This is a genomic window from Paenibacillus ihbetae (genome assembly GCF_002741055.1).
Classification (GTDB): domain Bacteria; phylum Bacillota; class Bacilli; order Paenibacillales; family Paenibacillaceae; genus Paenibacillus_AQ; species Paenibacillus_AQ ihbetae.
On record NZ_CP016809.1, the window covers coordinates 1,172,702 to 1,197,294 of the forward strand.

The 24,593-nt window shown below is 52.0% G+C and carries 26 protein-coding genes and 1 tRNA gene; 9 read left to right on the plus strand and 18 right to left on the minus strand.

Annotation, left to right across the window (positions count from 1 at the left end; all coding sequences use genetic code 11):
• Window positions 1-116 precede the first annotated feature (116 nt).
• From ptsP to aroA, 4 genes are all read right to left on the minus strand, one after another.
• Window positions 117-1,880, minus strand: coding sequence for a phosphoenolpyruvate--protein phosphotransferase (gene ptsP / locus BBD41_RS05435; protein WP_077565159.1), 1,764 nt, complete (start codon window positions 1,878-1,880; stop codon window positions 117-119).
• Window positions 1,877-3,760, minus strand: coding sequence for a glucose PTS transporter subunit IIA (locus BBD41_RS05440; protein WP_007129613.1), 1,884 nt, complete (start codon window positions 3,758-3,760; stop codon window positions 1,877-1,879). The genes ptsP and BBD41_RS05440 overlap by 4 nt, the downstream gene beginning before the upstream one ends.
• A 194-nt stretch (window positions 3,761-3,954) precedes the next feature.
• Window positions 3,955-4,377: a CoA-binding protein gene (locus BBD41_RS05445; RefSeq protein WP_077565157.1), complete on the minus strand. Its 423-nt coding sequence runs from the start codon at window positions 4,375-4,377 to the stop codon at window positions 3,955-3,957.
• Window positions 4,378-4,424: 47 nt separating this feature from the next.
• Window positions 4,425-5,717, minus strand: a complete 1,293-nt coding sequence (aroA, locus tag BBD41_RS05450; RefSeq protein WP_077565155.1) for a 3-phosphoshikimate 1-carboxyvinyltransferase — start codon at window positions 5,715-5,717, stop codon at window positions 4,425-4,427.
• 183 nt (window positions 5,718-5,900) lie between these two features.
• On the opposite strand from aroA, the gene BBD41_RS05455 reads away from it, so the two are divergent.
• Entirely contained in the window at window positions 5,901-6,206 is a 306-nt protein-coding gene (locus BBD41_RS05455) for a rhodanese-like domain-containing protein (protein ID WP_099476928.1), read from the plus strand.
• Between the two features lie 93 nt (window positions 6,207-6,299).
• Here BBD41_RS05455 and BBD41_RS05460 read toward each other — a convergent pair whose 3' ends face one another.
• Window positions 6,300-6,812, minus strand: coding sequence for a shikimate kinase (locus BBD41_RS05460; protein WP_262984073.1), 513 nt, complete (start codon window positions 6,810-6,812; stop codon window positions 6,300-6,302).
• 216 nt (window positions 6,813-7,028) lie between these two features.
• Between BBD41_RS05460 and BBD41_RS05465 the strand changes: the two genes are divergently transcribed.
• A complete protein-coding gene (locus tag BBD41_RS05465) occupies window positions 7,029-7,391 on the plus strand; it encodes a hypothetical protein (protein WP_099476930.1) in 363 nt (120 codons plus the stop codon).
• A 46-nt stretch (window positions 7,392-7,437) separates the two neighbouring features.
• On the opposite strand, the gene gndA is transcribed toward BBD41_RS05465, so the two are convergent.
• Together gndA and BBD41_RS05475 are read right to left on the minus strand one after the other, a co-directional pair.
• Complete coding sequence (gndA, locus tag BBD41_RS05470; protein WP_028405207.1) at window positions 7,438-8,847, minus strand: NADP-dependent phosphogluconate dehydrogenase; 1,410 nt, start codon at window positions 8,845-8,847, stop codon at window positions 7,438-7,440.
• A gap of 224 nt (window positions 8,848-9,071) precedes the next feature.
• A complete protein-coding gene (locus tag BBD41_RS05475; protein ID WP_077565149.1) occupies window positions 9,072-9,668 on the minus strand; it encodes a hypothetical protein in 597 nt (198 codons plus the stop codon).
• Window positions 9,669-9,934: 266 nt separating this feature from the next.
• On the opposite strand from BBD41_RS05475, the gene BBD41_RS05480 reads away from it, so the two are divergent.
• The 3 genes from BBD41_RS05480 (at window position 9,935) to BBD41_RS05490 (ending at window position 13,359) form a co-directional block, all read left to right on the plus strand.
• Window positions 9,935-10,564 carry a YktB family protein gene (locus tag BBD41_RS05480; RefSeq protein ID WP_099476931.1) on the plus strand — a complete coding sequence of 210 codons (630 nt, stop codon included), beginning with the start codon at window positions 9,935-9,937 and terminating at the stop codon, window positions 10,562-10,564.
• Window positions 10,565-10,728: 164 nt separating this feature from the next.
• Window positions 10,729-12,204, plus strand: coding sequence for an aminotransferase class I/II-fold pyridoxal phosphate-dependent enzyme (locus BBD41_RS05485; protein ID WP_099476933.1), 1,476 nt, complete (start codon window positions 10,729-10,731; stop codon window positions 12,202-12,204).
• 318 nt (window positions 12,205-12,522) lie between these two features.
• The gene (locus tag BBD41_RS05490) at window positions 12,523-13,359 is read left to right on the plus strand and encodes an endonuclease/exonuclease/phosphatase family protein (protein WP_099476935.1); all 837 of its coding nucleotides are present in this window, start codon (window positions 12,523-12,525) and stop codon (window positions 13,357-13,359) included.
• 171 nt (window positions 13,360-13,530) lie between these two features.
• Here the strand turns inward: BBD41_RS05490 and BBD41_RS05495 are convergent, their stop codons facing one another.
• Together BBD41_RS05495 and BBD41_RS05500 are read right to left on the minus strand one after the other, a co-directional pair.
• A complete protein-coding gene (locus tag BBD41_RS05495; RefSeq protein WP_007129602.1) occupies window positions 13,531-13,854 on the minus strand; it encodes a DUF1292 domain-containing protein in 324 nt (107 codons plus the stop codon).
• 98 nt (window positions 13,855-13,952) lie between these two features.
• Window positions 13,953-14,507 carry a copper amine oxidase gene (locus tag BBD41_RS05500; protein WP_077565143.1) on the minus strand — a complete coding sequence of 185 codons (555 nt, stop codon included), beginning with the start codon at window positions 14,505-14,507 and terminating at the stop codon, window positions 13,953-13,955.
• A gap of 230 nt (window positions 14,508-14,737) precedes the next feature.
• Here BBD41_RS05500 and BBD41_RS05505 point away from each other — a divergent pair, with 230 nt between their 5' ends.
• Both BBD41_RS05505 and BBD41_RS05510 read left to right on the plus strand, forming a co-directional pair.
• On the plus strand, window positions 14,738-15,475 hold the full coding sequence (locus BBD41_RS05505; RefSeq protein WP_077565141.1) for an MBL fold metallo-hydrolase: 738 nt from the start codon (window positions 14,738-14,740) through the stop codon (window positions 15,473-15,475).
• Between the two features lie 156 nt (window positions 15,476-15,631).
• The gene (locus tag BBD41_RS05510) at window positions 15,632-15,865 is read left to right on the plus strand and encodes a DUF3892 domain-containing protein (protein WP_077568907.1); all 234 of its coding nucleotides are present in this window, start codon (window positions 15,632-15,634) and stop codon (window positions 15,863-15,865) included.
• A 70-nt stretch (window positions 15,866-15,935) separates the two neighbouring features.
• Here BBD41_RS05510 and BBD41_RS05515 read toward each other — a convergent pair whose 3' ends face one another.
• Window positions 15,936-16,379, minus strand: a complete 444-nt coding sequence (locus tag BBD41_RS05515; protein ID WP_077565139.1) for a GNAT family N-acetyltransferase — start codon at window positions 16,377-16,379, stop codon at window positions 15,936-15,938.
• A 367-nt stretch (window positions 16,380-16,746) separates the two neighbouring features.
• Entirely contained in the window at window positions 16,747-17,019 is a 273-nt protein-coding gene (locus tag BBD41_RS05520) for a hypothetical protein (protein WP_099476936.1), read from the minus strand.
• A gap of 141 nt (window positions 17,020-17,160) precedes the next feature.
• Here BBD41_RS05520 and BBD41_RS05525 point away from each other — a divergent pair.
• Window positions 17,161-17,233 (plus strand) — tRNA-Val (locus BBD41_RS05525).
• 304 nt (window positions 17,234-17,537) lie between these two features.
• Here the strand turns inward: BBD41_RS05525 and BBD41_RS05530 are convergent.
• The 5 genes from BBD41_RS05530 to BBD41_RS05550 form a co-directional block, all read right to left on the minus strand.
• Window positions 17,538-18,101 carry a dihydrofolate reductase family protein gene (locus tag BBD41_RS05530; RefSeq protein ID WP_077565137.1) on the minus strand — a complete coding sequence of 188 codons (564 nt, stop codon included), beginning with the start codon at window positions 18,099-18,101 and terminating at the stop codon, window positions 17,538-17,540.
• A 324-nt stretch (window positions 18,102-18,425) separates the two neighbouring features.
• Window positions 18,426-19,283, minus strand: a complete 858-nt coding sequence (locus BBD41_RS05535; RefSeq protein ID WP_099476938.1) for an ATP-dependent DNA ligase — start codon at window positions 19,281-19,283, stop codon at window positions 18,426-18,428.
• A gap of 503 nt (window positions 19,284-19,786) precedes the next feature.
• Complete coding sequence (locus BBD41_RS05540; RefSeq protein WP_077565134.1) at window positions 19,787-19,927, minus strand: cyclic lactone autoinducer peptide; 141 nt, start codon at window positions 19,925-19,927, stop codon at window positions 19,787-19,789.
• On the minus strand, window positions 19,890-20,450 hold the full coding sequence (locus BBD41_RS05545; protein ID WP_099476939.1) for an accessory gene regulator ArgB-like protein: 561 nt from the start codon (window positions 20,448-20,450) through the stop codon (window positions 19,890-19,892). The genes BBD41_RS05540 and BBD41_RS05545 overlap by 38 nt, the downstream gene beginning before the upstream one ends.
• Window positions 20,389-21,072 (minus strand): hypothetical protein, encoded by a 684-nt coding sequence (locus tag BBD41_RS05550; RefSeq protein ID WP_077565130.1) that lies wholly within the window; start codon window positions 21,070-21,072, stop codon window positions 20,389-20,391. The genes BBD41_RS05545 and BBD41_RS05550 overlap by 62 nt, the downstream gene beginning before the upstream one ends.
• Window positions 21,073-21,883: 811 nt before the next feature.
• On the opposite strand from BBD41_RS05550, the gene BBD41_RS05555 reads away from it, so the two are divergent.
• On the plus strand, window positions 21,884-22,174 hold the full coding sequence (locus BBD41_RS05555) for a hypothetical protein (RefSeq protein ID WP_099476940.1): 291 nt from the start codon (window positions 21,884-21,886) through the stop codon (window positions 22,172-22,174).
• On the opposite strand, the gene BBD41_RS05560 is transcribed toward BBD41_RS05555, so the two are convergent.
• Both BBD41_RS05560 and BBD41_RS05565 read right to left on the minus strand, forming a co-directional pair.
• Window positions 22,140-23,801 carry a hypothetical protein gene (locus BBD41_RS05560; protein ID WP_099476942.1) on the minus strand — a complete coding sequence of 554 codons (1,662 nt, stop codon included), beginning with the start codon at window positions 23,799-23,801 and terminating at the stop codon, window positions 22,140-22,142. The genes BBD41_RS05555 and BBD41_RS05560 overlap by 35 nt on opposite strands.
• A gap of 1 nt (window position 23,802) precedes the next feature.
• Window positions 23,803-24,588 (minus strand): ABC transporter ATP-binding protein, encoded by a 786-nt coding sequence (locus BBD41_RS05565; RefSeq protein ID WP_099476944.1) that lies wholly within the window; start codon window positions 24,586-24,588, stop codon window positions 23,803-23,805.
• Window positions 24,589-24,593: the final 5 nt, after the last annotated feature.

Sequence of the window (24,593 nt, forward strand, 5' to 3'; positions counted from 1 at the left end):
CAACACAACCGAAGGCTTGCGCTCCCTATGTCATCTGAGCTTCAGAACGTGCCGTAATCGCTTGTCCATCGAAAAAAGAGTCGCTCGATAGAGCCGGACAACGTGCTGAAAGCCCTCTATGAAGCCGAACTGTCGGTACCGCTGCCTCCGCTTGCGAAGCTGCACCGTTCGGCAAACGCATTAAGCCGTTCCTCGACAGCCGTGTTGGTCCGCAGCTTGAAGCAGGCAGCCGCCTCCTTCTTCGCCTCCGCCGCATTGGTATTCAGAATACGATGCTTCACGCGCAGCAGCGATTGCGGCGACATGCTGAGGTCTTTGACGCCCAGCTCGAGCCAGATTGGAATCGCCCGTTCATCTCCGGCAAGCTCCCCGCATACACTGACCGGAATCCCCGCCTGATGCGCCGCTTCAACGGTCGTCCGGAGCATCCGCAGGACGGCGGGATGGAACGGATGGTACATATGGGCGATCTGCTCGTTCATCCGGTCCACGGCCAACACATATTGAACCAAATCGTTTGTGCCGATGCTGAAGAAGTCAGCTTCTTCCGCCAGCAGATCCGCAATGGCCACCGCGGCCGGCACTTCGATCATGATCCCTACCTTAATATTAGGATCATAGGCGATGCCGCGACGGTCAAGATCCGCCATCGCTTGGCGGAGAATCTCATTGGCCTGCCGGATCTCATCGACCGACGAAATCATCGGATACATGATTTTGACATTGCCGAAGGCGCTGGCCCGAAGAATGGCGGCCAGCTGGGTTTGAAACAGCTCGGTGCGGTCCAGGCAGATCCGGATGGCGCGGTAGCCCAGGAACGGATTGTCTTCCTCTGGCAGCGAGAAATAATCAAGCTGCTTGTCGCCGCCGATATCAAAGGTGCGAATGACGACAGAGGACTGCCCGGCCTTCTCCGCAACATGACGGTAGACCTCGAATTGCTCCTCCTCGGTCGGGAAGCTGTGGCGGTCCATGTACAAAAATTCCGTCCGGAACAAGCCCACTCCTTTAGCCCCGTTCTGCAAGGCAATATCAAGCTCCTTCACCGAGCTCATGTTGGCGGCCAGGTTAAAGAAAGTCCCGTCTTTGGTAACGGCATCCACCGTGGCCAGGAGCTGAAGCTGCTCTTTACGCTTCCGCTGCTCGTTGCGAATGCCTTCATAACGCTCCAAGGTCAGCGGATCCGGTTCAAGGTAAAGATGGCCAGCATCCCCGTCGACAATAAGCAGCTCACCGGTCTGGATCGGCTTCTCCAGCTTGTTCTCGATGCCGGATACCAGCGGAATGCCGAGGGCACGGGCCATGATCGCAGAATGGGAGGTTTTGCCCCCGGTCAAGGTGACAATCCCCAGTACATGGGAAGGATTGAGATGAACCAGCTGGGACGGCGAGAGCTCCTTGGCAACCAGGATATAGGGCTGGGTGTCGGAAGGCAGCTTAACCTCCGGCGCGCCGAGCAGATGCTTCAGCAGCCGGTTGCCTACATCCTTGATATCCAGCGCCCGTTCCTTCATGTATTCGTCGTCAAGCAAATCGAACATGGAGACAAAATGGTCAATCGCCTCTTTAACCGCCACTTCGGCCGCCTTGTACTGACGTTCGATGATCCCCTGGATTTCGTTCATGAACACCGGATCGTCCAGGATGGCCAGATGCGCGTCAAAAATCTGCGATTCCTCATGCCCCACCATTTCTTTGAATTCATTCTTGATGTATTCGATTTCGTTCTTGGAGGTTCGTATGCCTTCATATAGGCGCTCGAACTCTTTGGCCAAATCGACGGCGTCCAATTCGGAATCCGGAAGATCCAGCTCCCAATGCGGCAATACGAAAGCCTTTCCGATCGCTACGCCTGTTGCTGCGCCAATGCCTTGTATCATGTTTCTCTACCCCCAGCGTTACTCTCATTTAATACAACGGACATGACGGATGACTGTCCTTTCTTGACCGATTTGAACGGAGCGTAGCTCCAGGATCTGACCTTATCCGGGTTCGTGATCACCATCGGCGTGGCCAGCGATGCGGCGTGCGCCTTCAGATACGCCAGGTCGAATTTGACCAGCAGCTGGCCGGGCTCGACCGTATCCCCTTCGCTGACGACAGCCGTAAACGGCCCTTTCAGCTGGGAGGTATCGATGCCGATATGGATCAACACCTCAAGACCATCCGGGGTGGAGATCCCGATGGCATGCATCGTCGGATACACATGCATGACCGTACCGTAAACCGGGGAGACGAGCTCCCCCTTCTCAGGTATAAATGCGACCCCGTTACCGACCAGCTTGGCGGCGAAGATGTCGTCCGGCACTTCGTCAATCGGCAGCATGCGTCCTTGTACCGGAGCGCTGAACAGCACCCGCGGCAGATCCTGCTGCATCAGCTTGTTGATCTCTTCGCGAATCAGCTCGGAATAGGTCCCGAACACCACTTGCACATTGCCTCCGCCAAGCTTGATAATGCCTGCCGAGCCAAGGAGCTTGAGCGCGTCGGAATCGATCTGGCGGTCATTATACACGGTCAACCTTAACCGGGTCATGCAGGACTGCACCTGTACAATATTGTCCTTGCCCCCCAGCGCTTCCAGAATGAGCGGCGCCTGATACGGAATATCGCCGGCCCGTCCTTCCAGCGCGGAGCCTTCCTCCCGCCCCGGCGTCGGAATTTCGAAGGTCCGGATCGCCCAGCGGAACAGAAAATAATAGACCAGCCCGTATACGATGCCGATCGGTATGATCATCCAGGCATTCTGTGACAGGTGGTAGTTTAGTACATAGTCAATGAAGCCTGCCGAATACGAAAAGCCGTGATGAATATCAAACATGTACGTAAGCACCATGGCGAAGCCGGCCATAAGGGCGTGCAGCACATACAGATAAGGAGAGGCGAATAAAAACGCGAACTCGATCTGCTCCGATACCCCGGTCAAAAAGCAGACGAGCGCCGAGCGCATAAACGTTTTTTTTACCTTCGGCTTTAAATCCTCGCGCGCCTCCTGGATAATTGCAAATGCGATGGCCGGCAGCGCGAACATCATGATCGGAAACAGTCCGGCCATGAAATCGCCGGCCGTCGGATCGCCGGCGAAGAACCGCGGCAGATCCCCCTGAACAATCGTGCCGTCACTGGTCTCGTACGTTCCAAGCTGGAACCAGTACACATTGTTCAGCAGATGGTGAAGGCCAAATGCCGTAAGCACCCGGTACAGGATGCCGTACAGAAACAGACCGAAAGCGCCCATATGCACCGTCAGCTCATAGAAGGAGTCCAGACCGCGCTGCACGATCGGAGCCATCCCCAGCATGAACCATGCGAACACGGCGGAGAACAGCCCCATGAACAACAGCACGAAGCGGGAGCCTCCGAAGAACTGGATCGCCTCCGGCAATTTAATATGCTTGAAGCGGTTATAGACATATCCGGATAGCACACCAAAAATGATCCCGATCAAGGTGGAGGGCTGAACGCCTCCATCCCCCAGACGGGAAATTACCTGATCATATATAAACATGCCGGCCAGAGCCGCAAGACCTGCAGGCCCCCCCTGGTTCGAGAGCCCCCAGGCAACCCCGATGGCAAATAAATACGGCATATAATAAAACACGCCGTGTCCCGCCGCTTGAGCAATCTCGCCCAAAGTTCCGAAGCCCCAGGCCGCCCACGGCAGACTGCCCACGCTAAGCAGGAGAGCTGCGGCCGGAAGCGCCATTGTAGGGAGCATAACGGCTCTGCCCAGCTGCTGCAACGATCCCAACCAATTCAAGGCGAGCCCTCCTTTCTATCCTTGATGGTAAGCGTTCCTCCTCTTTTTGTCAAAAAGAAAACCGGATGCCTCCACACAAAAAAGCAAGTCCTGCCTGATCGAACCAAAGACGGCCAGGAACCGGGACGTGCCGTATCCTTGACCTGCCGGTTGCTTCTCACGCAAGACTTGCCTTCTGCCGCCGCCCGAGAAAATTAATTCCCGCGCAGGGCGATCGAGTCCTCTACCTTAATGCAGCGGTCCATGACCGCAACCATGCCGTTCTCCTCGGCGATCGCTGCCGCCTCCTCGCTGATGATGCCCTGCTGAAGCCAGAGCACCTTCGCGCCGATCTCGGCCGCTTCCCGTGCCACGTCGGCGCAATATTCGCTCCGCCGGAATACATTCACGATCGTTACAGGCTCCGGGATGTCCTTCAAGGAAGGATAGCACTTCTCCCCAAGAATTTCGTCTGCTCCGGGATTTACCGGAATGATCCGGTACCCCCGGCTCTGCATCGCTGCAGCGACCATATGGGAGGTGCGGTCCGGCCGGTCGGACAGGCCGACAACGGCAATGTTGCCTGCATTTCTCAAGATGTCCGCAATTTGCTCGCGGGTCGGATTTTCAAATGCCATGGGATGTTACCACCTTTCGGAGTTTTCGTATGGCCCTTTGGCTACCCTTATTTTACCCATTCCACATCGGCTCCAAGCGCCTTCAAATGATCGAAATACTGCGGGTAGGATTTGGCGACGTGGTGCGCGTCCCGAATTCGCAGCGGCTGCTTGGACCGAAGCCCTACCACGGTTAATGCCATAATCACGCGGTGATCATAGTGGGCATTAATTTCCACGCCGCCCTCAACACCTTCCGGACGGCCGTGAACGATAATCTCGGCTTGGCGCTCTTCCACATTGGCGCCTGCCTTCCGCAGCTCCGTCAAATAATCCGTAATCCGGTCGCATTCCTTGTAGCGGAGATTCTCCACATTGTAAAAACGGGAGGTGCCTTCAGCGAACACCGCGGCCGCCACCATCGCCAGCACCGCGTCCGTTGCCGTGTCCCCGTCAAATTCCAGCGCCTTGAGCCGGCCGTTGCCCTGGACGCGTACATTGCCGTTCTCGTGGGTAAGAGGAACGTGCATCATGCGGAGCACGTCGATAATCGCCCGCTCCCCTTGCTTGCTGTCCTCCGCCAGATTGCGGATCGTTACATCCGATTCCGTTACCGCCGCAGCCGCAAGGACCGCCGCGGAACCCGGATAGTCGCCCTGAACCGTGTAGACCTGCGCTTTGTAGGACTGGCCGCCCGGAACCCGGAAGAACATGTAATCCTCGTCCGCATGAATCGTAATCCCGGCCTGCCCCAGCACTTCCAGCGTCTGCCCGATTACCACCTTCGATTTCAGATCCCCGGTCACCGTAATCTCGCTGTCCTCAGCCAGCAGCGGCGTCAGGAACAGCAGGGCGCTCAAATATTGCGAGCTCACCTCGCCGGAGACGGTAATGCGTCCGCCCTTCGGGCTGCCTCCGCGAATCGTGATCGGAAGCTTCCCCTCGTTATGATCCACCTGTACGCCCAATTGTCCGAGCGCATCGATCAAATCATCATGCGGACGCTTTCCTAGCGATTCCGGATATGTGTTGACAAACGTAACCTCTTCGGACAGGGCGGCTACGCCCATTAGGAAACGCAGCACCGCTCCGGCATTCCCTACGTTCAATTCCTTGACGTTACGCGGCGATTTGCCGAAACCGGTAATGACCGCCTTCTCATCGTCCTCCTCGAGGACGGCTCCGAGATCTTGGATACAGCGTCTCATCGCATCGCTGTCCTCGCTGTGAGCCGGGTAATAAACCGTGCTTGTCCCTTCGGCGAGCGCTGCCGCGAGCAGGTAGCGCGTCGTGTAGTTTTTGGACGACAACGCACCGATCTCACCTTGCAGTTTGGGAGTAGGCCTTACAATGATATCCATAATATGTATCTCTCCTTGTATATAGTATAGCGCTTATACGCTGATTTCCAAATGATCCTGATGCGATCGATTGACAGAGAAATCGCCGCTTGGTTATCATTGTTCATATCACTTTTTTAAATGTTCCGACGGCCCGATTGAATTGTTCGGGACGTTATCATGTTGCAGAAAAGAGGTCAACAGATGAAACCGATTCCCCAAATGGAAACTTCCGAGCTTAGACGCCGTCTTCACAACGGCGAGCAAGTGTACATGATCGATGTCCGGGAAGACGAGGAAGTGGCTGCCGGCATGATCAATGGCGCCAAGCATATCCCGATGGGAGAAATCCCTGCCAGGCTCGATGAGATCCCTCGCAATGAAGAGGTAGTCATTATTTGCCGCAGCGGCGGACGCAGCCAGCATGTGTGCGAATTTCTGAACCATCAAGGGATTCATAATGTGATCAACCTGAAAGGCGGCATGCTTCAGTGGCATGAAGAGGAGTAGCCGCTAGTGGTTTGCAGGAAGGCGGGGGAAGCTGCAATTTCCCCCGCCTTGTTGTTTTCCCGCTAGAGCATATCAGATAGACTGCTGATTATCTTAGCCGCGGTAATGCATTAAAATCTCAGACGCGACTTCATCCGCCGTCAGACCTGCGGTATCCACCATCAGATCGGCAAACCGATATTTATCGGCTCTTTCCATCAGGATGCTCTGCACTCGCTCTTCCACATTCCCCGCAAGCAGCGGCCGGTTGGCATCGCCCCGGACCCGTTCCACAATCGTATCGGCATCCGCCGTCAATGCAACGACCCAGCCTCCCCGCTTCATCGCCTCGCAATTCTCGGAACGGAGCACCGCTCCCCCTCCGGTCGCAATAACCTGGCTCGACCGATGCAGCACCTCACGCAGCGCCGCCGTTTCAAAATCCCGGAAGCGGCCCTCTCCGTCCGCTGCGAATAGATCCGGAATGCTCTTGCCGGCCATTCTCTCAATCTCGGCATCAAGATCGACCAGCGAATAGTTCAGATGCTCGGCGACGAGACGCCCAACGGTTGACTTCCCCGTTCCCATCATCCCGATCAGGATGATGTTCCCGCTCCTTGTATTCAATGCTACACCCCATTTGCTGCTTCACTATAAAGTTGTTCATATCATACCATAGCCCCAAAACTTTCGACAATGGATCTGGCTTACTCGCTTACCCGAACAATACGCGGCTTTAGTAAGGTTAACGGATAGATCTAATAGAAAGTCTAGTTTGGCCATCCGGATCATATAATGAAATGGAAGAATACAAGAATGAAAGAAAGGAGGAACCGCGTCCATATGTCCGACCACCGTTCCTCGATCGCTTCGGCGCCCTTGCGGATCCGCCGGATCCTCGATCCCTCCTATCCTCTGTGCAGGGAGGATGTGGTTTGGGTGCTTCATTTTGTACAAAAAAAAGTGGCTTCGAAGGATCCAGCCCTGCTGGATCTTTCAAAGCCACGTTTGCTGCAAAACTTCTACAGCTATTGCGAAGCCGCACTGCTCCTGTTCGGAAGCGGAAGCCATGTCCACGCCCAAAACGGCGACATTCGCAATTGCTTGCTGGAGGCGATGCACGGACTTTCAGAGCTGCAGGAGGCCTTAGCCCCCTCTCCGGTCTGCAAGCCTCAGCTTCTCCCTCCGGCGGAGGAGGGGAATTGATCCCCTCCAAGCCGACGGAAGCCCTCCTTGCAAATAGACCCGATAATTACTCCATCCAATTGTAGTGGAACGTTCCTTCCTTGTCCACGCGCTTGAAGGTATGTGCGCCGAAGTAATCGCGCTGAGCCTGAAGCAGGTTAGCCGGAAGATTCGCCGTGCGGTAGCTGTCATAATAAGCCAGCGCACTGGAGAAGCCGGGAACAGGAATACCGAGGGAAACCGCGGAAGCCACGACTTTACGCCAAGCATCCTGGTACGATTCGATAATTTCTTTGAAGAACGGATCGAGCAGAAGGTTCTTCAGCTCCGGATTGTTCTCATAAGCGTCCGTGATGTTCTGCAGGAAGCGGGAGCGGATAATGCAGCCGCCGCGCCAGATTTTGGCAAGGTTGCCGTACTGCAGATTCCAGCCGTACTCATCGGATGCTACGCGGAGCTGAGCGAAACCTTGCGCGTAAGATACGATTTTGCTTGCGAACAGCGCTTTGCGTACATTTTCGATGAATTCCGCTTTGTCGCCGTCGAATGGAGCGGTTTTCGGACCATTCAAAATTTTGCTTGCCGCAACGCGCTCGTCCTTCATCGCGGAAAGGAAGCGCGAGAACACGGATTCGGTGATCATAGAAAGCGGCACGCCAAGATCCAGGGAGCTTTGGCTTGTCCATTTGCCCGTGCCTTTTTGTCCGGCAGTATCGAGGATGACATCCACCATCGGCTTGCCGGTTTCCTCGTCGTATTTGGAGAAAATGTCGGCGGTAATCTCGATCAGATAGCTGTCGAGCTCGCCTTTATTCCATTCTGTGAAGATTTCATGAAGATCCTTCGCATTCAGACCAAGAACGTCTTTCAGCAATTGGTATGCTTCGCAGATCAGCTGCATATCTCCATACTCGATGCCGTTGTGAACCATCTTCACGTAATGGCCGGCACCGTCTGGACCGATATATGTACAGCAAGGCTCATCGTTTACTTTCGCGGAAATGGCCGTCAGGATCGGCTCAACCAGCTTGTACGCACTTTCTTGTCCGCCAGGCATGATCGATGGGCCTTTCAGGGCGCCTTCTTCTCCGCCGGATACCCCTGCACCGATGAAGTTGAAGCCTTTCTCGGCCAATTCCTTGCTGCGGCGCTGCGTGTCCGGGAAGTAAGCATTACCGCCGTCGATAATGATATCGCCTTTATCCAAGTGCGGGATCAGCTGCTCGATCGTAGCATCTGTAGCTTGTCCGGCTTGAACCATGATCAGAATTTTGCGCGGCTTCTCAAGGGAGTCCACGAATTCCTCGATCGAATAGGTGCCTTTAACCTGCTTGCCGACGGTTTCCTTCAGCATGTCCTCCGTTTTTTGCGGAGAGCGGTTATATACAGAAACGGTAAAACCTTTGCTTTCGATGTTCAAGGCCAGGTTTTTACCCATAACAGCAAGGCCGATGACACCGATTTGTTGTTTTGACATCTGGTTCTCCATCCTTTACTCCAGTATATTTTATAAGCAACCCAATCCCTATCGGGATGATTACATTATTCTCATTTTAACGTTTTTCATTGGAGAAGTGAACCCCTGTATCAAAAACGTCGTATGCCGGCTTCAAGGGGACCACCTGCGAACGCGCGCGAAAACACCCCTTTTGGCTCGGAGTGTTGTTCGTGCTTTCCGCATGGAACTATCGAAAACGGGACTTACCACTCAAGCCTCATCAGCTCTAAGGCAAGCTCCTTCAATCTCTGCTTGCAGCTCATGATCTTCTCCTTGTCGCCCGCTTGGATCGCTTCATACAGCTTCTCCAGCTCATCATCGGTTTCCAGCCTGCACAGCAGCAGTCTTCGTTCCCCTTCGTCCGATTCGAATAATCGCATCATTTCCTGCTCTGTCATCGGCGTCCCCTTCTGGAACAGGACGCGCTGGCGGTAGCCCGTTATTTCCACAAGGCGGATAACCTCGCCGAACAGTATGTTTTCGATTAAAATTTGCCGGTCCTTGAAGCGTTTGACGACAGCGTGCCCTCGGGTATTCTCGATCAGCTTCTCCATCCATTCCGCCAGCTTCGGATCCCGGATCATGTAATCGCCGACCAGTTTAAACCCGCTGCCTGTGCGCTGAAACCGAAGCTTTACCAGCTTGCGTCCCGTCCGGATTGATATGATAAACTGCGACTCATTCTCGCTCCAATACAGTGAGTATCCTTCTTGGATCAGTTCCTTGATCAGGTCCTGGATATGCCGGCGATCAAACCGGAGCTCCAGATTGCAATACTCCACTTCCTCGCTCTTATTCACGGCACTCCCTCCTCCGGTTTACTACCGATCACAAAACGACGGTGAAGATTCCCCCTCTTGCACAGCTTTTTGACGTTGTCTTATCTATATCTTATACTCCATCTTATGTAACGGTAACTTGGTTTATTGACTATTTTTCCCCAGATGAAATTACCGTGAAGCTTATGCCCATGCTGCGGGAAGTACGGTTAACCTATGGTATAATAAGGCATTGGAATAGCTAGCATAGGTCATATGAAGATACTTAACAGGAGGATTTCACATAGATGACAACAGCGTTTACAGGATTTAACGATCAAGATTTCGACGTATTCTCCGTCCCCGGACTCGAAGCTCGCATGGAGGCGCTCATCGAGCGCGTTCGGCCGAAGCTGGAGCTGATCGGGGCGGAGCTGGCCCCCCTTGTTTCCGCTCTCGCCGGGGAGGACATGTACGTGCACGTTGCGAAGCATGCCAGACGCAAGGTGAACCCTCCAATCGATACATGGGTCGCCTGGGCTGCCAACAAGCGCGGCTACAAGGCGCTTCCCCATTTTGAAGTGGGTCTCTTCGGCACGCATCTGTTTGTTATTTTTGCGATCATTTACGAGAGTCCGAACAAAGCCGTGTTCGCAGCCAATCTTGAAACGAAGCTGAAGAAGACGATCAAAGCGCTGCCGGACCATTTCTATTGGTCCATGGACCATATGAACCCCGAGGGAACGCTGCATCAAGCCATGAGTCAAGGCGACTTCGAGAAGCTTATTCATAAGCTGAAGGAGGTCAAGAAGGCTGAAGTGATGTGCGGACTGCGCATCCCGCGCGAGGAAGCCGTCAAGCTGAGCGGGGACAAGCTGCTGGAGAAGGTCCAGGAGACCTTCGAGACGCTTCTGCCGCTGTACAAAATGTCGTTCTGACGGCAGGACCATCATTTGAAAAGGGCTGCTTTGGCAGCTCTTTTTTTCGTGCTTGAAAATTTCTTGCATTCCCCCCCCATTTTGCTATACTCAATTTTGCTTATATAAAAGCAGTAACCGACAAATATTAACCATACACATAAGGAAAGGTTGTGACAGCGTCAATGGACCATAGCCGTACACCGCTCTTCACCGCACTCAAGGAACACGCGGCCAAAAACCCGGTTCAATTTCACATTCCGGGACATAAGAAGGGCTTAGGCACCGATGCCGAGTTTCGAGAATTTATAGGGGATAATGCCCTTTCCATAGATCTGATCAACATCGCGCCGCTGGACGACCTGCATCAGCCTACCGGTGTTATCGAAGAGGCCCAGAAGCTGGCCGCCGACGCCTTTGGCGCGGACCATACGTTTTTCAGTGTACAAGGGACAAGCGGGGCGATCATGACCATGATCATGTCCGTATGTGCCCCAGGGGATAAAATTATCGTTCCCCGCAACGTGCATAAATCCGTTTTGTCCGCCATCATTTTCACCGGGGCCAAGCCCGTATTCGTATCCCCGGCCCAGGATCCCAACGTCGGGATCGACCACGGGATTACGATCAGCTCGGTGCGCAAAGCACTGAAGCGCCATCCGGACGCCAAAGCCGTATTAGTCATCAACCCGACCTATTTCGGCGTCAGCGCCAATCTGAAGGAAATTGTCGATCTTGCCCACAGCTACAACGTGCCGGTTCTGGTGGACGAAGCACATGGCGTGCTGATCCATTTCCATGAAGAGCTTCCGATGTCCGCTATGGAAGCAGGCGCCGACATGGCTGCGACCAGCGTCCATAAGCTCGGCGGCTCCATGACGCAAAGCTCGGTTCTGAACGTCAATACGAAGAACGGCTATATCAATCCGTATCGGGTGCAGACGATTATCAGTATGCTGACGACGACCTCAACCTCCTATATCTTACTTGCATCGCTGGATACGTCACGCCGCAATCTGGCGCTGCACGGGAAGGAAATGGCCGCGAGAACGATCGAGCTCGCACAATATGCCCGCCGTGAAATCAACGAGATCGAGGGGCTGTACTGCTTCGGGGATGAAATCCTGGGCAGCGAGGCGACTTACTCCTATGACCCGACCAAGCTGACGATCCATGTCCGCCATCTGGGCATTACCGGGTACGAGACCGAGAACTGGCTCCGCGATCATTACAATATCGAGGTAGAGCTCAGTGATATGTACAACATCCTGTGCCTTATTACACCGGGCGATAACCGGGATACGGTCGATACGCTGCTGACTGCTCTGCGCGAGCTGTCCGACGAATATCTTCATGTGAATGAAATCAATGAGCTTGTTGTGAAAACACCGGAGATTCCTCAGCTGTCCCTTATCCCGCGCGATGCCTTCTACGGGGACACCGAGATCATTCCATTCAAAGAATCGGCCGGGCGCATCATCGCCGAATTTATTTATGTCTACCCGCCGGGAATTCCGATTCTGCTTCCGGGCGAAGTTATTTCCCAGGAAAACATCGACTACATTATTGATCACGTTGAAGTCGGACTCCCCGTGAAAGGCCCTGAGGACCGCAGCATTCAGAACGTTAAGGTTATTGTAGAAGCCGATCCGATCTTCTAATGAACCGTTAAACTTATTTTACCCAGGTCTAACCCGGAGCAGGTCTGCTCCGGGTTTTTGTCCTTTACCATTTAATCAGCGTGATCAGGGACCATGGTCACCCCCTTCATCCAATAATATGGCTAATGACACCCGCCGTTTGAATCACACGAAGGCTTCGCTTAACGGAAGACTGTGTCCTACTCCTCAATTTTCCCATCCCCATGTCCAATTTCATCCGGCCTTTACAGTAGCGATGTATAATAGGTTTGGAACCGCTTCATCCAAATCAGGTTTTTTTGTTCTTCCAGCATCCATTCATAGAAGGGAGATTTGTTGATGAAAAAACACGTATTCTCGCTCTTCACTGCCATGCTGCTTATGTCCATGCTTCCGCTCGGCGCTCATGCTGCGGACAACGGATACGGAAGCAGGGTCCCGGCAACCGTTATGTCGTACAACATCCACCATGGGGTCGGCCTGGATAACCAATTAAGTCTCGAGCGGATTGCAGGAGTCATACGGGATGCCGGGGCGGATATCGTCGGCCTGCAGGAAGTGGACCGGTTCTATGGGGAGCGAAGCGGCTTCCAGGATCAAGCCAAGGAACTGGCTGAATTGCTGGGCTATCATTATGCTTACGGGGCGAACCTGGATTTGGCTCCAGCCGAAGGACAGACTGAGAACCGGCAGTACGGAACCGCGATTGTTAGCAAATATCCGATCCTGAAATCCGAAAACGTGTGGCTCAGCAGCTTCGGCAAGGAACAACGCGGTGTATTGCATGCTGTGATCAATGTACGGGGAGTCCATGTGGACGTATATAACACGCATCTTGGCCTCGATGTAACGAGCCGATTGGCGCAGGCGCAGGAAATCGTTGATCTCGCTTCAGCTTCGGGCTCCGACGGGCCGGCCTTACTGCTTGGTGATCTGAACGCCGAGCCTGCAAGCGAGGAAGTGGGGTTATTGCTGAACAGCGGGTTATTCGTCAACAGCTTTGAAGGTGTCGAGGATGCCTATACCTTTCCAGTTCGCAACCCGTCCGCTACAATCGATTATATTTTAACCTCACCTGGTGTTTCACACGCAAACCAGCGTGTCATCCAAACGGAAGCATCGGATCATTTGCCGATAGTGGCGGAGGTTGTCTTCGCAAGAAAGGCCGGTCGTTAAGCGTCCTCGAATCCGGGAGGTGTATTTACAAGTACTTATCGTAATACCAGATGGAATGAATCCTTAAGACGGTGCACTTAGGATGAAATCCGGTTCCTTGATTGAACGCAAAAACAGGCCGCTTCCGGGAGATCCCCAGAGGCAGCCTGATTTCTTGTTCCTATGCGGATGTTATTCCTGATTCGCTGCAGCGACCAGCTCGTTATACGCGGCCTCTACTTCGTTCCATTCCGCTTCGTCCTCGATATTGTAAAGAACCATTTCCTCGTTCTCTTCTTCCATACGCAGGATGACGCCGTCCGCTTCCGGATTGTCGCGCTCAAGCAGCAGTGCATAAAGCTTCTCGCCCACATCAAAAGTTTCTACGAGAACCATTTCCACCTCTTTGCCCTGCTCATCCGTCAATGTAAGCACAAACTCCTCATGATCATGGTCGTGGTCATGATCGTGACCGCAGCCGCAAGCATCTCCGTGTTCGTGTTTGTGTTCGCTCATTGAAAAAACCTCACTTCGGGTTAAATTATCATACTTTCGTATCGTATCACGTAAGGCTTCTTCAGGTCAATTTTTCCTGTGGCGGTCACAACCTGCGTTTAGTTCAGTGCCGTGATCACCTTTTCAGCAACCTTGACGAAGCCGGAATCGGGTTTCACCTGGACATAAAAGCCGACCGAGTATTTGCCTGACGTTTTAAAGTCATACGTAAAATCATAGGTGCGGAACCAAAAATTGTCCTTCCGGTCTTGAACGACCTGGGATTGAATATCCTTTACATGACCGGACGGGTCTTCGATCGCTACCTTCACCGCATGGATATCGTTATTCAGGCTGTCGACCTGGCTGAATACATTGAATTTCAGCTTGCCCTTGTTGACGTTCCCGAATACAGTGTCCCCTTTGAACAAGAAAATATGCACATTAGGTTTGATTACCTGGACATTGCCTGTCTTCGAATTCCAGTCCACGGCACCATCAAACTCCCGCACCGGCACGTAGGTTTTGCCGTCGATCACATAACCGCCGTCCTTTAATTCGCGGCCGTTGAGCCATACCCGGACACGTTCTTGGACGGAATCTGCAAATAAAAGCGTGCTGCCACCCATCAGAGAAAGGACCAGAACGCATGCCCAAACCTTCTTCCACTTCATCTTGTCAGTTCCCCCCAATAGCTCATCATGTTGTTATATGTGTATACTACAACCCAAATGACAAGTTGCGCTCCGTCCATCAGTTTGCGAAAAAAATTTTGTCCGATTTTGTTGGTAAAGCTAAAGGCTCAGGAAGGTAATTAAAGACCGTGTACTTCCGCCTTGGTTTCGGTACAATATAAAGTAGCTTGCCAGGATTTTCACATCATTCCATCAGGAGGTTTGGCACATTGACATTGAAATTGCAAATGCTTGGCACGGGCAGTGCGTTTGCCAAGCAGTACTACAACAATAACGCGCTGATTTATGACAACGAATTTACGCTGATGGTCGATTGCGGGATCACGGCGCCTATGGCGCTGCACCAGCTCGGGGCTACGTTCAATGATATCGATGCGGTTCTGATCACCCACATTCATGGGGACCATGTCGGCGGTTTGGAGGAGCTTGCTTTTATCACGAAGCTGCAATACCAGCGCAAGCTTCCACTCTACATCGGCGAAGCGCTCGTCCAGCCGCTGTGGGAGAACACTCTGCGGGGCGGCATGTACCAAGAAGGCCACATCACTTCGCTGGACGATATCTTTGACGTTCGTCCGCTGAAGCCCGGTGTAAAGACGGATATTTCCGCCGGACTGTCCGTGGAGCTGATTCAAACCCGACATATCCCGGGCAAGAGCAGCTACTCGCTTTATTTGAATGAACGCATTTTTTACAGCGCCGATATGGTATTCGATCCTGCGCTGCTTCGCACGCTGGTACAGGACCGGGGGTGCGAGGTGATTCTGCACGAATGTCAGCTTCAGGGTCCGGGCGAGGTTCACACCACGCTGGAGGAGCTGCTGAGTCTGCCGGAGAATGTTAAAGAACGCACTTATCTGATGCACTATGGAGACAATGCCAAAGATTTTATCGGAAAGACCGGACCGATGGAATTTCTGGAGCAGCAGCGCATCTACGAGCTGTAACGCCATTACCGTAAGGAATAACTTCGGTTCTGGTGGAAGGCTTTTATACTACCGTTTGATTTTTCCATAGCAATCCGACAGGAGATTTAGTGCATGGTTTTGGCACGCATAGATACGACCGGACCCGGGAACTCTAAACCCGGGAGGCGATATATGATGGACAACAATTCACAAGAAGTCGTAGGCGTCCGGAAAAACGGCGATGGCGATATCGTCGAGCTGAAGATGGAGGACGGAACGGTCGTTGATTACAAAACAGCCCAGCAGATGGCGAAAAATAAACAAATCAAGAATGTGAATGTATTTCGCGGACGTGACGGTGACGAGCATCTCCGTTCGAATGCCGATGGCGATCCAAGCAACAATTTGGACAATCTGCCGACGTTCTAAAGATCGATCAAGAAGCCCAGCGATCCAACGCTGGGCCTCTTCTTCATGCCGAATACGGAGATATAACGGATTATAGCTCTTTTTTCATCCGAACATGGGGGATGCCCGCATCATCGAACGGTTCATCCGATATCGTCTCGTACCCGAGCTTACGGTAAAACGGCTCTGCCTGTACTTGGGCATCCAGCACCGCATAAGGCAGCTTCAGCTCACGAGCCTGCGCTTCTAAGGCCATCATCAGCACACGGCCAATGCCTTTGGAACGGAACGGCTTGCGGACGGCAATACGCTGCATTTTCGCCGAATCCTTATTATAGTAGGTCAAGCGGCCGGTTGCGGCATACTGCCCTTCGGATTTAATCAATACATGCCAAGCCTCAGCGTCCAACCGGTCGTAATGATCAATCTCCAGGTCAATCGGTACCTTCTGCTCCAGCACAAACACATCCTTACGGATGTCGAGCGCTTGCTCCAGCTGTTCTTCGGTCGTCACATTAATAATCTCTGCTGCCACTTGATTCACACCTCTTTATGTAGATTCGTCTATTGGATCCCTATACTTTATCAGATCGAAATATTATACAAAAGATTTGATTTCCTGTATAGTAGAAGCTAACGTCTTCTTAGAAAGGAGCTTGGCCGAGCATGGGAATCGGAGGCACGATTTTTGTAGCCGCTATCATTGCCGTCCTCATCATTTATCCAGTATTCTGGGCAATAAAGAAGGGTTACTCCCGCAAATGGGATGAGGAATAGATAACCGGGTTAACATGCCGCCGCCAGCCTTTGTGCCGGTGGTAACCGAACATCCGCTTGCACGTTATGGCATGAAGCAGCGGCACAACCGCTCCTCTAATGACGGATATGATGCCGAAACGGAATCAATCGGTCAGCTCCGGCAGCGATGGATCGGATTCAAGCGTTGACATCGGTTCACGAAGGAGGTCCCCGTCTCTTGAATATACTTCGTTATGGACCGAACGGCTGTATACATCCAACAGCACAGGAGCCGCTGGCGAATGCAAGGGCTCAAGCTGAACCGACGTCCGCTCCGGAACGCTGCATCCGCTGACGACTGCAATTGCGGTTAGAATTAACCCTGCAGCCGCGATTCGATTCATCCTGAATATCCTGAAGTAACCTGCTTGTTTCATGGACTTCACGCTCCTGTTTATGGAAAAATGACGCTTTCCCTAGTCTGAACCGAAACGTCCTATTTTATAACGAAAAAAACGTTGACAGCCAGCTTGTCTGCTGGTAATATATGAATTACCTCAATTTTATATTTTATTTCTGATCTGTTAGCTCAGCTGGGAGAGCACCATCTTGACAGGGTGGGGGTCAGTGGTTCGAGCCCACTACAGATCATCACCGAGAGCCCTTGCGTAGCAAGGGTTCTTTTGTTTTTGTCTCATTCACTCACCAGTCCAGGGTGTCGAATTGGTGCCGAACTGGTTTTATTGAGGGTTACGCGGTAAGTTGACACATCACTCCCCTCCGTCAAATCCCATAAAAAAAAGCACCCAATTAGGTGCTTTTCGTATATTACACACGATTTCCCGTCAAGGAGTAGAAGGGCACTAGATAAAGCTAAAGTTGTACGCCTTTATATTTACAAATTCAGAGCTTGCACTCGTAAGTATATTGCAGCTCTCTTCTGGTGTATACACTCTCAATATATAATCTGATAGGTAGGCACGATCACTCCGCTTTCATAAGACTTGATGTCAGTTAATTTCAGATCGATTTTCTTCTTGCTGGCTCCAAACAACGGAATGCCTTCACCAAGAATGATGGGATTGACCTTCAAAATCAACGTGTCAATCAATTGGTGGTCGAGGAGCTTTCCGGCCAGATTTCCCCCTCCGCATAACCATATTTTTTTCTGCTGATCCGTAGTTTCCTGTTTTAGCCTCGCACAAAACGACACCACATCCTCTTTGACAAGCTCCACTTGCTCATTGGATTCAAACTCCATTTGATTGGAGAAAATATAATGCTTCAGCCCAGGATGAGCCGCCTGCGCAATTCCGGAAGGTTCACCCGGCTTCAATCCATATTGAAATCCATATTCATATGTTTTTCTACCCATGAATACAGCATGATACTGCCGGACACTTTCGAAGAAATCGCCGCCGTCATCCGCATACAGAAATACGGAATCATCCGCAACGCCATTTTTGTCCGCAATAAAAAGATCAGCAGTTACGGCAACATGATACACCAGTTCAATCATAGGATACCACCCTTCTAATGGTCAGTTCTTCCACAACATGGAGCCGATTTGATTGTCACTCATGTATTTGGTATTTCGACATCGAGAAGTCGATCCCTGTTTTCCCAAATAATTATAAACGCAACGCTCGTCGGCAACTGAATCATACCATGCACCTTCTTCCTGCGTTTTTATGTAAAAGAAAAAGCCGCCTAAGGGCAGCTTTCTATCCTTTCAATCTCCTTCAGTTGTATCTCCGTTATAAGTTACTTCAGGTCAAGTAAATCCCTTCTATTTTTCTTACATCCACAGGTTTGATAAGAAGAGGGATTTCCCTGCTGCTATTCAAATGACAAATTCAACAAACGCCGGCGACCGCAGCATGCCTGCCTTGGTCCAGTTCCGGGTTTTCACCTTCGCCCGGATCCGTGGCTTCAGGTGAACGAAATTCTTATCCTCACCCGTTACAAGCTGCTGGCTCACTCCGTAAAAGGCTCGCTTGGCCTTCGGCGGCACGCCCAGCTCGACAATACCAGTCGGCCGCAGCCGCCCGTTTTCCGTCATCACAGACGTTAACCAACCGAATTCTTCTTTCCGATAGCCGGTGATAAACACCTCGGCATAGGTCCAATTGATGACCTTCTGCCAGGCCGGTGATCGGCGGCTCTCGTATCGGCTGCCCTGAAGCTTCCCGACCATTCCCTCAAGCTCCTGGGCCCTCATTTGCTCAAACAGTGCCTCTCCTGCGCCCTCCACAAAGGGGATGATACCGAAGTGTCTGTTCGGCATGCTGATGCCTGCCAGAATCTCTTTTCGCCGCACTAGGGGCAATTCTCGAAGGTCCTGCCCCTTGTATCTCAGGATATCGAACGCAACATAGGTCACTGGCGATATGTCCATTAGCTGCCGGATACGCTGCTCCTTCTTGGCCTGAAACCGGGTCATGACGTTTTCGAAGTCAACCAGCCCCGTCTGCGGATCAGTACAAGCAACCTCACCATCTAGAAGGATATCATGTTCAAACGGCTTCAGGAGCTCGGGATACTGCCGCGTACAGCATGTCTTATGCCGGGTATACAACTGGATTCGGCCGTCCTCCTGGGAGAACAGAAGCCGGTGCCCGTCGATTTTGGGCTCAAATATATAATCATTATGGCTAAATGGGCCACTTGCTGTCTCTAGTAACATCGGGCTAATAAACATAGGAACACCTCTCCATCGATTATACCGTTTGGCATGTTCTATGAGAGGCGGTAAGTATTGTAAATCATGACATCATATTATCCAAAACACTTTGTGCGGGAACGGCACGAATGGACGACAATCTTATATCAATCCTTTCAGCGGGGAGTGAATCAATGGCGCATGGACGACGGGATACCAGCAAAGGGGGAGCTTTTATGCGGATTCGAAGGATGATCGGGCATCAAAAAAGAAAGCGGCCAATGGGTTCTTATAGCCGGGATCGTATTACTAGCAGCGGCCGGGATTGTGTATCTTCTTAAATGATCATAAAAGCTTCCCCCGCTTCCAAATAACCATATAATGTTTCCAACGATTCTGCCCCATCCCTGCTTTCCAGCCTATTATGGATCCTTCACAAATAGATTGTTAGGCGTATCCATAACAAACAGGAGCCGTGTCCAAGGATCCGGCTCCTGTTAGAATGTTTAAAGATGTGAACGGCAGGACTCCCTAACTTCACTTCATTTCAGCAATTCTTCCGGGGTCTCGCCGCGGTACACGAATAATGGGCTTGCGGAATTGACAACAAACACCGCAACCATCGTCAGGGCCGATGCGACACCGCTATAGAAGCGGTGTTTCGCTTTGCCGATCCGGGACATACGAGCCTCCTCCTCTCCCGTGAACTAAACTTACCGCTTGGATGAAAAAGACGATCGCTAACGTTGGAGATTGAATCACCACATTCATCGCCACGATCAAACAGCTGATCAGGCGAAGTTTAGGGTAATGCACGCTGGATATACGGGATTGGCCTTTAATGCGGCTCGGGGCAAAGCGGATGACAAGCAGCAGGCTTGTCAAATTCAACAGTTGTATGTATACAAGGCCCGGCTCGAGGAAGGACACCAGGGTGAACATTCCGGTTGTCACGGCAATGCATGCGGCTCCGGATTTCAGATGCATCCCTCCCGAGAACTGCCGCAGGAGGGCAAATCCGATCAGGGAGAGCGCAGCCTGTCCCGTATTGCCGGTCAACCATGCGATCAGCATCGTTAGCGATACGATCAACACCACATTTAACACAATGGCAACAGCATGTGCCAAGACGGGGAGAGTCGATTTATGTTCGGGTACTTGTCGTTTGATCCTCTCTGCGATCCGTTTGGCGGTTTCCTCTAACATCACGGCGATCCCGCTCCTCCGATTGGATGGCATAATACAAGAAGATTCCAAAAGTACTGGCAAAGAAAACAAAATGAAGCCACAAATGGTTTAGATAAAACAAGATGGCGACCAGGACGAGCACGATCCCGATGAGGACAATCAAGAGAACATGCTCGAATTTCAAGCGCGTCCTCTCCATATTAAAACGAAAGCCGATACGGAACCTATACATGATCCACGCGGCCAACAGACCTGTTCCTGCGCTGAGTGCCTGAAGAATGTATCCGTCAAAACGATCGGTTTGCACAGTCTCAATCGAGTCGAATATCAAGGACAAATAGGCAACCTGGATCACGGCATACAGCATGTAACCGATCATCGTGCAGACGGCGGACCAGATGACAGGAATCTTGATAATGGTCGAGTATAAGAACAAGAAGATTAGAAGACTAATTAACGGAACGAGAAAATCCAAATGATACTCGCTGCGCAAGATCAGGCTCTGAACATTTGCCAAAGTCATAACCAGCAGCGCTTGACCCAGGTGCCGGGATATCGGGATCCGCAGCAGGCTCATGATCAGCCCATGAATCGCCAGTGTTTCTAATGTTGAAAAGAACATAAATAAGACAGCTTCCATACAGGACAACTCCTCCTTGCAGCTTAAGAATGGTTCATGTCTACGCCACTCCTCAACCCGAAACCAAGCGCATCCCTGCAATTCACTGCTGAATGCGTCATGCCAGCAGAAGAAAGACATGCGGGTATCGAATCGAGGTCGTCACATATGATGCAAATTCTTGAGGCCTATTCCGGTGGCGACTACCGCTCCTTAAAATGCCGGGAATCTCTGATGGAAAGCACAAGTCAATCAACATGTATCGATGTTGAAGTTGGGCATACATGATGACTTGTCCATAACATATTCCATTGAACAGACTCTGACGACCTCACTTCATTCCTGTGAAATTCTAAGTATGATTATATAAGGCGATGGTGCAGGTTTAACAGGTAATTTAATACAAATGCGGCGTCAAAAGCACAATGTGTAGAAAGCGATCCCTCAGAAGATGGAGGAAATGATGCTCGCGAGGCTGAAACCATGGAGTAAATGGATGTTGGCAAATCTAAATGCAAATATACCAATGAATATAACAATGCAAACCGGTCGCAAGAGATTTAGCAGGATATCCAAGCCCTATTATACAAGAACATTTGTTCCCGTTCAATCTATTTCCATCAAATATTTCACACCAACCATTCGTGGTCCACTCAGTCGCAAGCCGGCAGAAAGCAGCCCAGTTACGAATGACCGTTTGAAGAGACGCGTCCTGCGTATCTCACTTACCCAACAGGTTCAAATTCAGGTACGATATAATATAAAAGTGCCCTGAAGCAATACGACTCTGCTTCTAGGACACCCGATTTCATTTTGAAAGGCGTGTTCACATATGCGTTACCGAAAATCCGCCGCCATCCTTTTTCTCTTGGCCTTCCTCCTATCCGGCATCGGAACAAGCTATGCCATGGATTCCCGCCCGATTGACAACGAAACGGAACAGAGGCTGCGTGACGCCTATAACCTGGAAGCACCGACAGAGGAGCTGTTGCCCAGCGTCCGGAGCGAAGGCGACTTCGGATTCACCCCGGATGCTCCCCTCTTCCTGCCTAAGCTCATCAAATATACCTTCCATCCCATCCTGATCTTCATTCAAGAATGGTTGTTCGGCCGGCCTTGGTGAACATCTTCGTCCACAGCCATCCGTTCGCGATCAGCAGCAGAAGGATATAGGCCGGAGCCCCGAACGGAATCGTGCTGCTGGCATAATGCAGACCTCCAAGTCCGCCCAGCACCGGAAATGACAACAACACGATCCAGCCGTCTTTTTGCTGGGTAACGCTAAAGGCTCTCGCAAACGGCGGCGTCCGCAGCATGGCTTTGGCAGCTACAGGAATGAGCGCAAGCCCGGTGAGGAGGATGATGACCAGATCCCAAACGATCCGCATGCCGAACAGGCTCAGGAAGATCACAGCATTGACCGCAAACAGCGGCAAAAACATTTTCACGGCATACGCCTTGAGCGTTCCCCTGTAGAGAGGTCCCAGCGACGGGAGCGGTGCCGCTCGAAATAGCCAGAACGCTTTTGGTTTACCGGAGTATTTCAGCATCATCACGGTCGTTATGATCATGACCAGCATGGCGTATAGGACGTAAAAAGACGAGCTCGACCGGATTTCCGCTAGTGACGAGCCCCTGAGCGCCGTAAAGAAAAACAAATAGGGCAAAATCATCGATAAGCCGAGCGAGGGATAAACCTTAAGCTTAAATTCCCGTTCGCTCTTCATCATGCTGGCCGACAATCGGAAGCATGCCTGTTCTTCACGCGTCCTGCAGAACCACCTGGCAAGTGCCCGGTCCGCGCGTCCCCGTTCCTTACCCGATCCCGCGTCACTGTGCGACAGCTTCTCCAGAAATAATTCAAATGACGGGATATAGCGGAGATAGATGAGCAGCAGCACGATCGGGCCGGCTACGGCCATAAGCGAGAGAGCGATAATCCAAGGGTCCGCTTCCCCGCCAAGCAGCCACGCAAACGGGGCCGCGAACCAAACCGGTGGAAGCAGCAACTGCCACCAAGCCGGCGTAAATGAAATATTGAAATCGACCAGCTCGAACGAACGGATCACGAACTGATACCCGATCGCTATGACCGCAGATAGACCAATTTGCACATAATTGATCAAATCCTTGAGCTTCTCCCCGTCCCAGTACTTGAGCAGCAGCAGATAAACAAGCGTCGTAACCGCCAAGATGAGGAGATTCATCAGAATAAGCTCGATAAGATAAATCAGGAAGAACATCACGCCGTTGATCAATAAGCCGGTCACGAGCGAGGCAGCCGACAGCGAGGCTGTGAGCAGCAGCATATATATGCCCGCATGGATGGATCTTGCAAGGCCGACCGTACGCCCGTCTATCGGCTTCGTCATGAGTATGCTCCGGTCGCGCACATCCAGCAGCACCGACGAGAAGTCCGAAATCATGGAAGTCATAATGAAAAACATGAGGATGGCAGCCACGACACTCATTGCCATCATATAGTTCGGATCGCTAATATATACGAACGGCGCGAGTACGATCCCCATCAAGCCGTACAGCCACAATGACCGAATGAACAGGTTCTTATCCGCATCGTCGTCCTTCCGGTTCGTATTCGATAAGATAATGGGCACCCGGCGCGAATCCATCAGCAGCTTCACCTGCAAAATGCGGCGCAGCATCTCGTAATCGGCACCCATTCGGGCCAGGATCCCTTTGAATTTATCCAGCAGCAGCAGCGTCCGAAAGGACGGTTCCGGCGGCAGCATATCAGGAGCCCTCCCGAATGATCGAAACGAATCGGTCCGCAATCGCGCCATGGTTATGGAATCCGGTCAGCTGGTTGAACACCTCTTCCAAGGAACCTTCCTGCGACTGCTGCTGCAGCTCCTTAAACGTTCCGTCCGCAACAATGCGGCTATCGGCAAGCAGCACGATCCGGCTGCTGATCTTCTCCACGACGTCCATAATGTGGGAGGAGTAAAATATCGTTGTGCCTGCGGCCGACAGTTTGGCCAAAATTTCCTTCACCACCATAACGCTGTTCGCATCCAGGCCGCTCAGCGGCTCATCCAGAAACAACAGGTCCGGGTCATGAAGGAGGCTGGAAATGAGCAGCACCTTCTGCCGCATCCCTTTGGAAAAGGTAGCAATCCGCGAGTGATAGGCTTTTCCCAGATCGAAGCACTCCATTAATCGTCCGGCCTTCTCATAAGCATCTTCGTAAGAAAGCCCGTACAGCTCCCCTGTAAACGTCAAATACTCCGCCGGCGTCAGCTGATCGTACAGCTCCGCGACCTCGGGCACATATCCGATTCTCCGCTTGTACTCGACGCTGCCATCGGCAATATCCTGCCCGAAGATCCGGACGGTCCCCGTGTATCCCTCTACCAGGCCGAGCATAATCTTGACGGTAGTGCTCTTCCCGGCCCCGTTCGGACCGATATACCCGATCATCTCGCCACGGCGTACATGAAGATCAATTCCGTTAAGCACATACCGGCCATCATATTTCATCCTCAGATCCTGAATCGACAGCACTTCTTCCGTAGACATGAATA